Source organism: Pseudomonas sp. efr-133-TYG-5, assembly GCF_030209175.1.
In the GTDB taxonomy this organism is placed as follows: domain Bacteria; phylum Pseudomonadota; class Gammaproteobacteria; order Pseudomonadales; family Pseudomonadaceae; genus Aquipseudomonas.
The window spans coordinates 283,783-299,559 of the sequence record NZ_JARVSM010000001.1; the positions used below are offsets into that span (position 1 = coordinate 283,783).

At 63.0% G+C, this 15,777-nt stretch carries 8 protein-coding genes; 6 read left to right on the forward strand and 2 right to left on the reverse strand.

Going from position 1 to position 15,777, the window contains the following annotated elements:
• Positions 1-139: 139 nt before the first annotated feature.
• The 6 genes from QRN70_RS01325 (at position 140) to QRN70_RS01350 (ending at position 12,284) form a co-directional block, all read left to right on the forward strand.
• Positions 140-1,447: an MdtA/MuxA family multidrug efflux RND transporter periplasmic adaptor subunit gene (locus tag QRN70_RS01325; protein WP_285415418.1), complete on the forward strand. Its 1,308-nt coding sequence runs from the start codon at positions 140-142 to the stop codon at positions 1,445-1,447.
• The gene (locus QRN70_RS01330) at positions 1,444-4,548 is read left to right on the forward strand and encodes an MdtB/MuxB family multidrug efflux RND transporter permease subunit (RefSeq protein WP_285415419.1); all 3,105 of its coding nucleotides are present in this window, start codon (positions 1,444-1,446) and stop codon (positions 4,546-4,548) included. The genes QRN70_RS01325 and QRN70_RS01330 overlap by 4 nt, the downstream gene beginning before the upstream one ends.
• Positions 4,545-7,652, forward strand: a complete 3,108-nt coding sequence (locus QRN70_RS01335) for an efflux RND transporter permease subunit (protein WP_285415420.1) — start codon at positions 4,545-4,547, stop codon at positions 7,650-7,652. Before QRN70_RS01330 ends, QRN70_RS01335 begins: the two co-directional genes overlap by 4 nt.
• Entirely contained in the window at positions 7,649-9,118 is a 1,470-nt protein-coding gene (locus QRN70_RS01340) for an efflux transporter outer membrane subunit (RefSeq protein WP_285415421.1), read from the forward strand. Before QRN70_RS01335 ends, QRN70_RS01340 begins: the two co-directional genes overlap by 4 nt.
• Positions 9,119-9,329: 211 nt before the next feature.
• Positions 9,330-11,411 carry a putative bifunctional diguanylate cyclase/phosphodiesterase gene (locus QRN70_RS01345; protein ID WP_285415422.1) on the forward strand — a complete coding sequence of 694 codons (2,082 nt, stop codon included), beginning with the start codon at positions 9,330-9,332 and terminating at the stop codon, positions 11,409-11,411.
• 126 nt (positions 11,412-11,537) lie between these two features.
• Entirely contained in the window at positions 11,538-12,284 is a 747-nt protein-coding gene (locus QRN70_RS01350; RefSeq protein WP_285415423.1) for an SDR family oxidoreductase, read from the forward strand.
• Between the two features lie 430 nt (positions 12,285-12,714).
• On the opposite strand, the gene mapR is transcribed toward QRN70_RS01350, so the two are convergent.
• Together mapR and ccoG are read right to left on the reverse strand one after the other, a co-directional pair.
• Positions 12,715-14,124: a GntR family transcriptional regulator MpaR gene (gene mapR, locus QRN70_RS01355; protein ID WP_008087199.1), complete on the reverse strand. Its 1,410-nt coding sequence runs from the start codon at positions 14,122-14,124 to the stop codon at positions 12,715-12,717.
• Positions 14,125-14,257: 133 nt separating this feature from the next.
• A complete protein-coding gene (gene ccoG, locus QRN70_RS01360; protein ID WP_285415424.1) occupies positions 14,258-15,691 on the reverse strand; it encodes a cytochrome c oxidase accessory protein CcoG in 1,434 nt (477 codons plus the stop codon).
• Positions 15,692-15,777 lie beyond the last annotated feature (86 nt).

A 15,777-nucleotide genomic window follows, 5' to 3' on the forward strand; every position in this document is an offset into this window, starting at 1 on the left:
GGCCGTTTTCATTTGTGTATCAGTGTTTTGCCTCACACCTTGAAACGTAAGTTGAAGGTAAATTGCCGGTAAATGCGCTTTGCTTAATCCCCACCAGTGCTTATCGTTCAGCCTCCTGTAAAAGAAGCCCACGCGCCCAATGGTTAATCACTCCATGCAATCGTCCTCCCGTAACTCTCGTCGCTGGCTGCTCAGCCTGCTTGTGCTGCTGGTCATCGCCGTCCTGTGCTGGAAATTCTGGCCCGCCGGTTCGACCCACAAGGAGGGCGGCGAGAAGGCTGCGGCCGGTCATGCCGGTCGTTCGGGGATGATGCGTCCGGGCTTCGGCGGTGCGGCAGGTCCCATTCCGGTACGCGTGGCGCCGGCGGTTACCGGGGACTTCCCGCTGTACTACAAGGCGCTCGGTACGGTGACTGCGCTCAACACCATCAACGTGCGCAGCCGGGTCGGCGGCGAACTGGTGAAGATCTATTTCGAAGAAGGGCAAATGGTCAAGGCCGGCGACCTGCTGGCGGAAATCGACCCGCGTCCGTACCAGAACGCCTTGCTCCAGGCCGAAGGTACGCTGCTGCAGAACCAGGCCCAGTTGAAGAATGCCCAGGTCGACGTCCAGCGCTATCGCGGCCTGTTCAAGGAAGACAGCATTGCCAAGCAGACCCTGGACACCGCCGAAGCGCTGGTCGGCCAGTACCTCGGCACGGTGAAAACCAATCAGGCGGCGGTCAACGACGCCAGGCTCAACCTCGAATTCACCAAGATCCGCGCGCCGATTGCCGGCCGCATCGGCCTGCGTCAGCTCGACGTCGGCAACCTGGTGGCCGCCAACGACACGACGTTCCTCGCGGTCATCACCCAGACCCAGCCGATCAGTGTTGCCTTTACCTTGCCGGAAAACAGCCTGGAAACCGTGCTCGCCCGTTATCGCAGCGGCGCCAGGCTGCCGGCTGAAGCGTGGGATCGGGGCGATACCAAACTGCAGGCCACCGGCGTCCTGCAAAGCCTCGACAACCAGATCGACGTGGCCACCGGCACCCTGAAGTTCAAGGCACGCTACGAAAACCGCGATCAAGCGCTGTTCCCCAATCAGTTCGTCAACGTCCACCTGCTGGCCGACACCCTCAAAGGCGTCGTGCTGGCGCCGTCCGCCGCCATCCAGTTCGGCACCAACGGCACTTTCGTTTACGCGTTGGACGGCGACAGGAAAGTCACCATTCGCCAGTTGAAGATCGGCGCCAGCGACGGTACCAACACGGTGGTCACCGAGGGCCTCGCCGCGGGCGATCGCGTGGTGCTGGAAGGCACCGACCGCCTGAAGGAAGGCAGTGAAGTGGAAGTGGTCAACGACAGCAAGGACGTGCCCACCACCCCGACCGAACACCTGCAAGGCAAAACCGCTGCCACTCCGGCCGATACCGCGGTCACCGACAAGGCCAAGAAGGGCGCATGAACATTTCGCGGCTGTTCATTCTCCGTCCGGTAGCCACCACGCTGAGTATGCTGGCCATCGTCCTGGCCGGTCTGATCGCTTATCGTCTGCTGCCGGTGTCGGCGTTGCCCCAGGTCGATTACCCGACCATCCGCGTCATGACGCTTTACCCCGGTGCCAGTCCGGACGTGATGACCAGTGCCGTCACCGCGCCACTGGAGCGCCAGTTCGGCCAGATGCCCGGCCTGACCCAGATGGCCTCGACCAGCTCGGGCGGTGCCTCGGTGCTGACCCTGCGCTTCAGCCTCGATATCAACATGGATGTCGCCGAACAGCAGGTGCAGGCGGCGATCAACGCCGCGACCAATCTGTTGCCGACCGATCTGCCGGCGCCGCCGGTGTACAACAAGGTCAACCCGGCCGATACCCCGGTGCTGACCCTGGCGATCACCTCGAAAACCATGCTCCTGCCCAAGCTCAACGACCTGGTCGATACGCGCATGGCGCAGAAGATCGCCCAGATCAGCGGCGTCGGCATGGTCAGCATTGCCGGCGGCCAGCGCCAGGCCGTGCGGATCAAGGTCAACCCCGAAGCCCTGGCGGCCAACAGCCTCAACCTGTCGGACGTGCGCACCCTGATCGGCGCGTCCAACGTCAACCAGCCCAAGGGCAACTTCGACGGCCCGACCCGGGTGTCGATGCTCGACGCCAATGACCAGCTGACATCGCCCAAGGACTACGCCAACCTCATTCTGGCCTACAAGAACGGTGCGCCGCTGCGGCTCAAGGATGTCGCGGAAATTGTCGACGGCGCCGAGAACGAGCGGCTCGCCGCGTGGGCCAACCAGAATCAGGCCGTGCTGCTGAACATCCAGCGCCAGCCGGGCGCCAACGTGATCGAAGTGGTCGACCGGATCAAGGCACTGCTGCCGAGCATCACCGACAACCTGCCGGCCGGCCTCGACGTCACCGTTCTCACCGACCGTACCCAGACCATCCGCGCCTCGGTCACCGACGTGCAGCACGAACTGCTGATCGCCATCGCCCTGGTGGTGATGGTGACGTTCCTGTTCCTGCGCCGTGCCAGTGCCACGATCATTCCGTCGGTCGCGGTGCCGCTGTCGCTGATCGGCACCTTCGGCGTCATGTACCTGGCCGGTTTCTCGGTAAACAACCTGACGCTCATGGCGCTGACCATCGCCACCGGCTTCGTGGTCGACGACGCCATCGTCATGCTGGAGAACATCGCGCGCTTCATCGAAGAGGGTGACAGTCCGATGCGGGCCGCGCTCAAGGGCGCCAAGCAGATCGGCTTCACCCTGATTTCCCTGACCCTGTCGCTGATCGCCGTACTGATACCGCTGCTGTTCATGGCCGATGTGGTCGGGCGGCTGTTCCGCGAGTTCGCCATCACCCTGGCGGTGGCCATCCTGATTTCCCTGGTGGTTTCGCTGACCCTGACGCCGATGATGTGCGCGCGCCTGCTCAAGCGTGAGCCGCAGGAACACGAGCAGGGCCGTTTCTACCGCGCCAGCGGTGGCTTCATCGACTGGATGATCGCCGCCTACGGGCGCAAGTTGCAGTGGGTGCTCAAGCACCAACCGCTGACCCTGCTGGTGGCCATCGCCACCCTGGCGCTGACCGTGTTTCTTTATATGGTGGTGCCCAAGGGCTTCTTCCCGGTGCAGGACACTGGGGTGATCCAGGGTATTTCCGAAGCGCCGCAGTCGATTTCCTTCGCCGCCATGGGCGAGCGTCAGCAGGAACTGGCGAAAATCATCCTGCAGGATCCGGCGGTACAGAGCCTGTCGTCCTACATTGGTGTCGATGGTGACAACGCCACGCTCAACAGCGGCCGCTTGCTGATCAACCTCAAGCCACACGGGCAGCGTGATCTCAGCGCCGCCGAAGTGATCGCGCGCCTGCAACCGCAACTGGACAAACTGGTGGGGATCCGCCTGTTCATGCAACCGGTGCAGGACCTGACCATCGAAGACCGTGTCAGCCGTACCCAGTACCAGTTCAGCATGTCGTCGCCGGATTCCGAGTTGCTGAGCCTGTGGAGCGGCCGCCTGGTCGAGGCACTGGCCCAGCGACCGGAGCTCACCGACGTCGCCAGCGATCTGCAGGACAAGGGCCTGCAGGTCTATCTGGTGATCGACCGCGATGCGGCGTCGCGCCTCGGGGTGTCGGTGTCGAACATCACCGACGCGCTGTACGACGCCTTCGGTCAGCGGCAGATCTCGACCATCTACACCCAGGCCAGCCAGTACCGTGTGGTGCTGCAGGCGCAGGCGGGCGAGAAGATCGGCCCGCAGGCGCTGGATCAGATTCACGTCAAGACCACCGACGGCGCGCAGGTGCGCCTGTCGAGCCTGGCCCATGTCGAAGAGCGCCAGGCGCAACTGGCGATCACGCACATCGGCCAGTTCCCGGCGGTCATGATGTCGTTCAACCTCGCGCCCGGCGTGGCGCTGGGGCATGCGGTGGATGTCATCGAGCAGGTGCAGAAGGACATCGGCATGCCGGTTGGCGTGCAGACCCAGTTCCAGGGCGCGGCCGAAGCGTTCCAGGCTTCGCTGTCGAGCACCTTGCTGTTGATCCTGGCGGCGGTGGTGACCATGTACATCGTGCTCGGCGTGCTCTACGAGAGCTATATCCATCCGATCACCATTCTATCGACCTTGCCGTCGGCGGCGGTCGGCGCCTTGCTGGCGTTGCTGCTCAGCGGCAATGACCTGGGCATGATCGCGATCATCGGCATCATCCTGCTGATCGGCATCGTCAAGAAGAACGCGATCATGATGATCGACTTCGCCCTCGACGCCGAACGCAACCAGGGCATGGTGCCGGAACAGGCGATCTATCAGGCGGCGCTGTTGCGGTTCCGACCGATCCTGATGACCACGCTGGCAGCTCTCTTCGGTGCGGTTCCGTTGATGCTGGCCACCGGTTCGGGCGCAGAACTGCGGCAGCCGCTGGGGCTGGTGATGGTGGGTGGCCTGTTGGTCAGCCAGGTGCTGACCTTGTTCACCACGCCGGTGATCTATCTGTACTTCGACCGTCTCGGTCGACGCTGGGGCCGTGCGCCTTCGGCGGTGGAGCCGGTAGAACAGCCATGAACCTGTCCGGTCCTTTCATCAAGCGCCCGGTGGCGACCATGCTCCTGAGCCTGGCGATCATGTTGCTGGGGGGCGTGAGTTTCGGCCTGCTACCGGTGGCACCGCTGCCGCAGATGGATTTCCCGGTGATCGTGGTGCAGGCCAGCCTGCCGGGGGCCAGTCCGGAAGTCATGGCCTCCACGGTGGCCACGCCGCTGGAACGTTCGTTTGGCGCGATTGCCGGCGTCAACACCATGAGCAGCCGCTCCAGCCAGGGCTCGACCCGGGTCATCCTGCAATTCGACCTCGACCGCGACATCAACGGCGCGGCGCGGGAAGTGCAGGCCGCGATCAACGCCTCGCGCAATCTGCTGCCGAGCGGGATGCGCAGCATGCCGACCTACAAGAAGGTCAACCCGTCACAAGCGCCGATCATGGTGCTGTCGCTGACGTCGGATGTGCTGGAAAAGGGCCAGCTCTACGACCTGGCCTCGACCATTCTCTCGCAGAGCCTGTCCCAGGTGCAGGGTGTCGGTGAAGTGCAGATTGGCGGCAGTTCGCTGCCGGCGGTGCGCATCGAGCTCGAACCGCAGGCGCTGAACCAGTACGGCGTGGCACTGGATGACGTACGCAAGACCATTGCCGAGGCCAACGTGCGGCGGCCGAAAGGTTCGGTCGAGGACGGCCAGCGGCTGTGGCAGATCCAGGCCAACGATCAACTGGAGAAAGCCAAGGATTATGAATCGCTGATCATCCATTACGCCGATGGCGCCGCGCTGCGCCTCAAGGATGTGGCCAAGGTCAGCGATGGCGTCGAGGATCGCTACAACAGCGGTTTCTTCAACGATGACGCGGCGGTACTGCTGGTGATCAACCGCCAGGCCGGCGCCAACATCATCGAAACGGTCAACGAGATCAAGGCCCAGCTGCCGGCGCTGCAGGCGGTCTTGCCGGCCAGCGTCAAGCTGAACCTGGCGATGGACCGCTCGCCAGTGATCAAGGCCACCCTGCACGAAGCGGAGATGACCCTGCTGATCGCCGTGGCGCTGGTGATCCTGGTGGTGTTTCTGTTTCTCGGCAACTTCCGCGCGTCGCTGATCCCGACCCTGGCGGTGCCGGTGTCGCTGGTCGGCACCTTTGCCGTGATGTACCTCTACGGCTTTTCGCTGAACAACCTGTCGCTGATGGCGCTGATTCTCGCCACCGGGCTGGTGGTGGACGACGCCATCGTCGTGCTGGAGAACATTTCCCGGCACATCGACGAAGGCGTCAAACCGATGCAGGCCGCGTACCTCGGGGCCAGGGAAGTCGGGTTCACCTTGCTGTCGATGAACGTGTCGCTGGTCGCGGTATTCCTGTCGATCCTGTTCATGGGCGGAATCGTCGAGAGCCTGTTCCGCGAGTTCTCCATCACGCTGGCGGCGGCCATCGTGGTGTCGCTGGTGGTCTCGCTGACCCTGACGCCGATGCTCTGCGCGCGCTGGCTCAAGCCGCACACCCCGGGCCAGGAAAACCGCCTGCAACGCTGGAGCCGGCGCACCAACGACTGGATGGTCGGCAAGTACGCCACCAGCCTCGACTGGGTGCTGCGGCACCGGCGCCTGACCTTGCTCAGTCTGATCGTCACGGTCGGCGTCAACGTGGCCCTGTATGTCGTGGTGCCGAAGACCTTCATGCCGCAGCAGGACACCGGCCAGTTGATCGGCTTCGTGCGTGGCGATGACGGCCTGTCGTTCAGCGTGATGCAGCCGAAGATGGAAATCTTCCGCCGCGAAGTGCTCAAGGACCCGGCCGTGGAAAGCGTCGCCGGTTTCATCGGTGGCACCAACGGCACCAACAACGCCTTCATGCTGGTGCGCCTGAAACCGATCAAGGAACGCAATATTTCCGCGCAGAAGGTCATCGAGCGCCTGCGCAAGGAAATGCCCAAGGTGCCGGGCGCGCAATTGATGCTGATGGCCGACCAGGACCTGCAATTCGGCGGCGGTCGCGAGCAGACCACGTCGCAGTACAGCTACATCCTGCAGAGTGGTGATCTGGGAGCGCTCCGTGAGTGGTATCCGAAAGTGGTCACCGCACTGCGCGCCTTGCCTGAGCTGACCGCTATCGATGCCCGCGAAGGCCGCGGTGCGCAGCAAGTGACGCTGATTGTCGACCGTGATCAGGCCAAGCGCCTGGGCGTCGACATGAACATGGTCACTGCCGTGCTGAACAACGCCTACAGCCAGCGGCAGATCTCGACGATCTACGACAGCCTCAACCAGTACCAGGTGGTGATGGAGGTCAATCCGAAATACGCCCAGGACCCGGTCACGCTCAAGCAGGTGCAGGTCATCACCGCCGACGGCGCGCGGATTCCATTGTCGACTTTCGCCCATTACGAAAACAGCCTGGAGGACGACCGCGTCAGCCATGAGGGCCAGTTTGCCTCCGAAAGCATTGCCTTCGACATGGCCGAAGGCGTGACGGTGGAGCAGGGCAGTGCCGCCATCGAGCGGGCGATTGCCAAGGTCGGCCTGCCGGAAGATGTCATCGCGAAAATGGCCGGCACCGCCGATGCCTTCGCCGCCACGCAGAAGAGTCAGCCGTTGATGATCCTCGGTGCGCTGCTGGCGGTGTACCTGGTGCTCGGTGTGCTGTACGAAAGCTACATTCACCCGCTGACGATTCTCTCGACGTTGCCGTCGGCCGGGGTCGGTGCGTTGCTGTCGATCTATGCGCTGGGCGGCGAATTCAGCCTGATTTCGCTGCTCGGCTTGTTCCTGCTGATCGGGGTGGTGAAGAAGAACGCGATCCTGATGATCGACCTGGCACTGCAACTGGAGCGCCATCAGGGCCTGACTCCGCTGGAGTCGATCCGCAGCGCCTGCCTGCAACGCTTGCGGCCGATCCTGATGACCACGCTGGCGGCGATTCTTGGCGCACTGCCGCTGTTGCTCAGCCGTGCCGAAGGCGCGGAAATGCGCCAGCCGCTGGGCCTGACCATTATCGGCGGGCTGATTTTCAGCCAGGTGCTGACCCTTTACACCACCCCGGTGGTTTACCTCTATCTCGACAAACTGCGCCATCGCTTCAATAAATGGCGTGGCGTACGTACCGATGCCGCACTGGAAACTCCGCTATGACTGACCGTTCGCTTCTCAATCTGGCCACTGCCCGGGGCTCGCGCCTGTTGAGTCTGTCGCTGTGTGTGGCGATGCTCAGTGCCTGCGCCGTCGGCCCGGACTATCACCGGCCGCAAACCGCCGAAATCGCCCAGTACAAAGAGGCCGAGGGCTGGCGTCAGGCCAACCCCAGCGATTCTCTTGCCCGTGGCGCCTGGTGGGAGCTGTACGGCGACCGCCAGCTCAACGAACTGATCGAGAAACTCAACAGCGCCAACCAGACCGTCGCCCAGTCCGAAGCGCAGTACCGCCAAGCCCAGGCACTGGTGCGCAGCGCCCGTGGCGCGTTTTACCCCAGCGTCGATCTCAGTGTGGGCAAGACCCGTTCCAGTCAGGGCACCGGCAGCAGCAGTTCGAGCCTGAGCAGTTCCGCCAGTGGCATCCGTGACACCTACAACGCGCAGTTGGGCGTCAGTTGGGAAGCGGACATCTGGGGCAAGTTGCGCCGCGGTCTGGAAGCCGACGAGGCCAGCGCCCAGGCCAGCTTCGCCGACCTCGCGGCGATGCGCCTGAGCCAGCAGTCGGAACTGGTGCAGAACTACCTGCAATTGCGCGTGATCGATCAGCAAAAGCGCCTGCTCGAGTCGACGGTGGCGGCCTATGAGCGCTCGCTGAAGATGACTCAGAACCAGTACAACGCCGGGGTTTCCGGGCGTGATGCGGTGGCGCAGGCCCAGACTCAATTGAAGTCGACCCAGGGCGACCTGGTGGACCTGATCTGGCAGCGCGCCCAGTTCGAAAATGCCATCGCGGTGCTGATCGGCCAGCCGCCGGCGCAGTTCAGCCTGGCGGAAACCCAGGACATCCCCAAGTTGCCGCAGATTCCGCTGAGCCTGCCGTCGCAACTGCTGGAGCGACGTCCTGACATCGCCTCGGCGGAACGCTCGGTGATCGCCGCCAACGCCAACATCGGCGTGGCCAAGGCAGCGTACTACCCGGACCTGAGCCTGAGCCTGAGTGGCGGCTACAGCAGCAGTACTTCGCAGAACCTGATCAGCCTGCCGAACCGCTTCTGGTCGGTCGGGCCGAAACTGACCTTGCCGCTGTTCGACGGCGGTATTCGCTCGGCGGAAGTCGACCGCACCGAGGCGGTGTATGACCAGACGGTGGCCAAGTACCGACAGACCGTGCTCGATGGCTTCCGCGAAGTGGAAAACTACCTGGTGCAGTTGAAGGTGTACGAGGACGAAGCGGTGGTGCGCCAGGAGGCGCTCGACGCCGCGCGCGATTCGTTGCGCCTGACCGAAAACCAGTACAAGGCCGGGCTTATCGCCTACCTCGACGTGGTCACGGTGCAGGCCACCGCGCTGAGCAATGAACGCAGCGTGCTCAACGTATTGCAGAGTCGCCTGATCGCCAGCGTGCAATTGATCGCGGCGCTCGGCGGTGGCTGGGATGGCCAGCTGGAAAGCAGCGATATCCAGTAAAAACTTGGCACGATTGCCTTGATTTACGTGGGAATCGGCCGCGTTTCGTCTGCCGATCGAGAGCCGTGGAAATGTGTCAAACAAGCGTTTCATCGGCTTGATGGCAAATTGGTTACTTTGTCAGTGCGTTCTGCTGCGCAATCAGTACAATCGCCGCATTTGCCCCCGCTGAGAACGGACGCAGTACGGTGGGGTGGTCACGAGAACTTCCATGCTCATCGGTAGCTATTCCTTCACCCTGGTTTTCATCTCGCTGTGTGTGGCGATCCTCGCTTCCTACACCGCACTCGATCTCACCGGCCGCATCGCCACCGCCAAGGGGCGGGCCGTGCATTTGTGGACCGCCGGCGGCGCCTTTGCCATGGGCATCGGCGTCTGGTCGATGCACTTCATCGGCATGCTGGCCTTCAAACTGCCGATCAACCTCGGTTACGACATTGCGATCACCGCGCTGTCGTTGCTGATCGCGGTGCTGTCCAGCGGCTTCGCGCTGTGGCTGGTCAGCCAGCCGAAACTGCCGGCGTGGCAATTGGCGTTTGGCGCGTTGATCATGGGCGCCGGCATCAGCGCCATGCACTACACCGGCATGGCCGCGATGCGCATGCAACCCGGCATCGATTACGACCCGACCTTGTTCGGCGCCTCGCTGGTGATTGCCGTCGGCGCATCGGCCGCCGCCCTGTGGATCGCCTTCCGCCTGCGTCAGCATTCACCCTATGTCCGCGTTTTCCGCGCCGGGGCGGCGGTGGTGATGGGTGTGGCGATCGTCGGCATGCACTACACCGGCATGGCGGCGGCGCGCTTCGCCGAGGGCAGTTTCTGTGGCGCGGCGCTCAGCGGCCTGAACGGCAACGGCCTGGACAATCTGGTGCTGATCACCACGCTGGCCGTGCTGAGCATCGCCTTGCTGACGTCGATTCTCGACGCCCGCCTCGAAGCGCGCACCGCCGATCTGGCCCATTCGCTGACCGTCGCCAACCGCGAACTGACCCAACTGGCGCTGCACGACACCCTGACCGGCCTGCCCAACCGCCTGTTGCTGGATGACCGGATCAATCAGGCGATGAAGAAGGTCAACGAGCAGGGCGGCTGTTTTGCGCTGATGTTCATCGATCTGGACGGTTTCAAACCGGTCAACGACGCGTTCGGTCATCACATGGGCGACCAGTTGCTGCGTGAGGTGGCGGTGCGTCTGCGTGAGGATTTGCGCAGCATGGACACTCTGGCGCGGATCGGCGGCGACGAGTTCGTCCTGTTGGTGCGCCTCGACGAGCCGGATGATGCACTGGGGCTGGCGGCACGCCAGGTCGGCCTGATCGGGCAGTCGTTCCGGGTCGCCGAACATGACCTGCAGATTTCCGCCAGCGTCGGCATTGCGCTGTATCCGGGCAACGGCCAGAACGCCCAGGAACTGCTGATGAACGCCGATGCTGCGATGTACCACGCCAAGGGCGGCGGCAAGAACGGCTACAGCTTCTTCGACGTGTCGATGAACAGCAACGCGCGCAAACAACTGCAATTGTTGCAGGACCTGCGTGCCGCGGTAGAGCAGCGCCAGTTCAGCCTGCATTACCAGCCCAAGTTCGACGCCGCCGACGGCCGTCCGGTCGGGGCCGAGGCGCTGCTGCGCTGGCAGCACCCGACCCAGGGCATGCTGATGCCGGACAAATTCATCGATCTGGCGGAAAAAACCGGACTGATCATTCCGATTGGCGAGTGGGTGCTCAACGAAGCCTGCCGCCAGATGCGCGAGTGGTACGTGCTTGGTTATACCGACTGGCGCATTGCGGTGAACCTGTCGGCGTTGCAGTTCTGTCACGCCGGGCTGGTGCAGAGCGTGGCCAAGGCCTTGGCCACCCATCATCTGCCGGCCAACAGCCTGACCCTGGAAATCACCGAAACCACCGCCATGAGTGACGCCGATGCGAGCATGACGGTGTTGCAGGAGCTGTCCGACATGGGCGTCGATCTGTCCATCGACGACTTCGGCACCGGCTATTCGAGCCTGATGTACCTCAAGCGCCTGCCGGCCAACGAGCTGAAGATCGACCGCGGCTTCGTGCGCGATCTCGAGCACGACAGTGATGACGCCGCGATTGTTTCGGCGATTGTCGCGCTGGGCCAGGCGCTGGGCTTGCGGATCGTTGCCGAAGGGGTCGAGACCGGTGTGCAGCAGGACTTCCTGACGCAACTGGGCTGCGATTCGTTGCAAGGCTATCTGCTCGGCCATCCGATGCCGGCGGATCGCTTCATGCAGGACATCATGCGCGGTCAGCGACTGACCGCCGTCTGATTCAGGCATCGGCACCGGCTCGTCAGTGCTGGCCGGTGCCCCGGCCACACACAGCCCATGCAAAACCCGGCAATGGCGGTTATTCTTGGCCCCGACTGTTACGTGTGCATTTGGGGGAAGGCCAGCATGGATAAAGTCATTGTGATCACCGGCGGCGGGCGCGGAATCGGGGCCGCCACGGCGTTGTTGGCTGCCGCGCAGGGCTATCGGATCTGCATCAACTATCAGTCCGATGAAGAGGCCGCTCATCAGGTTCTCGATCAGGTGCGTGCCCTGGGCGCGCAGGCCATTGCCGTGCGCGCGGACGTCAGCATCGAAGACGAGGTGATCGCCTTGTTCAACCGGGTCGACACCGAGCTGGGCCGGGTCACTGCGCTGGTGAACAACGCCGGCACCGTGGGGCAAAAGTCGCGGGTCGACGAAATGTCCGAATTCCGCATCCTGAAAATCATGAAAACCAACGTTCTGGCGCCGATCCTCTGCGCCAAGCACGCGATCCTGCGCATGTCGCCCAAACATGGCGGGCAGGGTGGCAGCATCGTCAACGTTTCATCGGTCGCGGCACGTCTGGGCGCGCCCAACGAATACGTTGACTACGCCGCGTCCAAGGGCGCGCTTGACACGTTCACCGTCGGCCTGTCCAAGGAAGTCGCGGGCGAGGGGATCCGGGTCAACGCGGTGCGTCCGGGCTACATCTATACCGATTTCCACGCCTTGAGCGGCGATCCGGACCGCGTCAGCAAACTGGAGTCGGCGATCCCGATGGCCCGAGGCGGTCGGCCTGATGAAGTGGCCGAGGCGATTGTCTGGCTGCTGTCGGACAAGGCTTCGTATGCCACGGGAACGTTTGTCGATCTGGGTGGCGGGCGCTGATCTTTGCCATTTGTGTGGGCTGAACTGGCCGATTCGCTGGCAAGCCAGCTCCCACAGGTTTCAGCGTCGGACACAATATTTGCGGCTGACATCCAACATTGTGGGAGCTGGCAGGTCAGCTCCCACAGGTTTCAGCGCCGGACACAATATTCGCGGCTGACATCCAATGGTGGGAGCTGGCAAGTCAGCCCCCACAGGTTTCAGCGTCGGACACAATATTCGCGGCTGACATCCAATTGTGGGAGCTGGCAAGTCAGCCTCCACAGGTTTCAGCGTCGGACACAATATTTGCGGCTGACATCCAACATTGTGGGAGCTGGCAAGCCAGCTCCCACAGGTTTCAGCGCCGGACACAATATTCGCGGCTGACATCCAATATTGTGGGAGCTGGCTTGCCAGCGATGGGGCCAGCACAGTCAATATCCGAGTGTCAGAACGAGCGCACAATCCGCCCCAGCGTTTCCATCGCCTTTTCCGAGTCCTCGGTCCACGGGCTGCCGTAATTCAAGCGAATGCAATTGCGAAAGCGCTGGGTCGGCGAAAAGATTGGCCCCGGCGCAATGCTGATGCCCTGGGCCAGCGCCATCTGAAACAATTTCAGCGAATCCATCTGCGGTGGCAGCTCCAGCCACAGGAAGTAGCCACCGGCCGGTTGGCTGACGCGAGTCTGCGCCGGGAAGTAACGGGCGATGGCCGCGAGCATGGCGCTTTGCTGTTCTTCCAGGGCGTAGCGCAGTTTGCGCAGGTGGCGGTCGTAGCCGCCGTGTTGCAGGTAGTCGGCGATGGCCGCTTGCGCCGGCATCGAGGCGCACAGCGAGGTCATCAGTTTCAGTCGTTCGATTTTCTGCGCGTAGCGCCCGGCGGCGACCCAGCCGATGCGGTAGCCGGGGGCCAGGCTTTTGGCGAACGAGCCGCAATGCATCACCAGTCCCTCGGTGTCGAAGGCCTTGGCCGGTTTCGGCGCCTGCTGGCCGTAATACAGCTCGGCGTAGACGTCGTCCTCGATCAGCGGCACCTGGTGTCGGCGCAGCAGTTCGACCAGTTCCTGCTTTTTTGCTTCGGGCATGGTCGCGCCCATCGGGTTCTGGAAACTGGTCATGCACCAGCAGGCCTTGATCGGATGCCGCTCCAGCGTCTGCGCGAGCACGCCGAGGTCGATGCCATCGCGCGGGTGCACGGGGATTTCCACGGCTTTGAGCTTGAGCCGCTCCAACACTTGCAGGCTGGCGTAGAACGCTGGCGCCTCGATGGCCACCAGATCGCCCGGTTCGGTCACGGCTTGCAGGCACAGGTTCAGGGCTTCGAGCGCGCCATTGGTGATCAGCAATTCCTCCATCGGCAACATCAGCCCGCCGACCATGTAGCGCAGGGCGATCTGCCGGCGCAGTTGCGGATTGCCCGGCGACATGTCGGTGACCACCATGCGCGGGTCCATCTCCCGCGCGGCGCTGGCCAGCGAACGGGACAGACGCTGCAGCGGAAACAGAGTCGGGCTGGGGAAGGCCGAACCGAACGGCACGGTGCTCGGGTCCTTGATCGATTCCAGCACCGAGAACACCAGTTCGCTGACGTCGACCTCGGTGGAGTCGTTGACGTGGCTGCTGATTACCGGCTCCGAGAACGGGCTCGGGGCGTGGGTGTTGACGAAGTAACCGGAGCGCGGCCGCGCACGAATCAGGCCGCGGCGCTCGAGCAGGTAATAGGCCTGAAACACCGTGGACGGGCTGACGCCGTAGGTCTGGCTGGCGTAACGCACCGAGGGCACGCGCTGGCCGGGGCCGAGAACCCCGGAGCGGATCAGTTCAGCGATGTCGTCGGCGAATTTTTCGTAGCGTTTCATCTTGGGTCCGGGTTGGGGTTCATTCTGGTAGATCGCGTTGCCTTCACTGGCGAGCGGGCTCGCTCCCACAGTTGACCGCATTCCCCTGTGGGAGCGAGCCTGCTGGCGAATGACCGCGCCGCAGTCTAACGGCTCAGCGATTCATCGGCGCAACAAACCGGCTCTTCGCCACGCTATAAACGTCGGGTTCATCACTGTCGGCAATCTTGAAGCTCAGGGTCTGCGAGCTGCTCGCCGCACGGTCGGTGGTCATCGCCACGGATACCGGCACATCGACAATTTCGCCCGGCGCCAGGCTCAGTTCGGTCTTGCCTTGCAACTGGAAGCCATCGCCATCCACCAGGCTCAGGCTGTAGTCCTGGTGCTGCTGAGTCTTGTTGATGACCTTGAGGGTGTAGATGTTTTCGATCTGGCCCTGACCGTTCTCACGGAACAGGCCACGGTCCTTGGTCACGTCCAGCGACACCATCGGCCGTTCAACCAAGGCCAGGGCAAGGGCGCCGATCATCACCACCAGCACCGCGACGTAGCCGATCAGTCTCGGGCGCAGCAGATGGGTCTTGCCACCCTGCAATTCACGCTCGGAGGTGTAGCGAATCAGGCCGCGGGCGTAATTCATCTTGTCCATGATCGAATCGCAGGCGTCGATGCACGCGGCACACCCGATGCACTCCATTTGCAGGCCGTCGCGGATGTCGATGCCGGTCGGGCATACCTGCACGCACAACTGGCAATCGATGCAGTCGCCGAGGCCGGCTTCGGCGGGTTTCACATCCCGTTTGCGCGGACCACGGTTTTCGCCGCGGGCGACGTCGTAGGAAATGGCCAAGGTGTCCTTGTCGAACATCACGCTCTGGAACCGCGCATACGGGCACATGTGCATGCACACCGCTTCGCGCAGCCAACCGGCATTGATGTAGGTGGCGGCGGTGAAGAACAGCACCCAGAACAGGCTGACACCGCCGATCTGCAGGGTCAGGAGTTCTTCGGCCAGCGGCCGGATCGGTGTGAAGTAGCCAACGAAGGTCAGGCCGGTCAGCAGGCTGATGGCCAGCCAAAGGCTGTGCTTGGCGGCGCGGCGCAGCAGTTTGTTCAGGCCCCACGGCGCCGCTTGCAGCTTGATCCGCTGATTGCGTTCGCCCTCGGTGACTTTCTCGCACCACATGAAAATCCACGTCCACGAGCTCTGCGGGCACGTGTAGCCGCACCAGACCCGGCCGGCGAACACGGTGATGGCGAACAGGCCGAACGCGGCGATGATCAACAATCCCGAGAGCAGGATGAAATCCTGCGGCCAGAACGTTGCGCCAAAGATGTGGAATTTGCTCTCCGACAGGTCCCAGAGCACTGCCTGCCGGCCGCCCCAGTTCAGCCACACGGTGCCGAAGAACAGCACGAACAGAAATCCCGCGCCGCTCATCCGCAGGGTGCGGAACAACCCGGTAAAACTGCGGGTGTGAATGTGCTTGTCGGTGGAGCCGGCCTTCGCCTTCATTGGGCGACCAGGCACACTTTTTATCTGCGGTGGAGCAACTTCTACGGTTCGGACGGGGATTTGTTCGCTCATGGTCGTTCGCTCATCAGCCTCCATCAGGCGAACGAATCATGAGCGCCGATCTGTTTGCATAACAGACTCAGCTATCTGAATAAAAA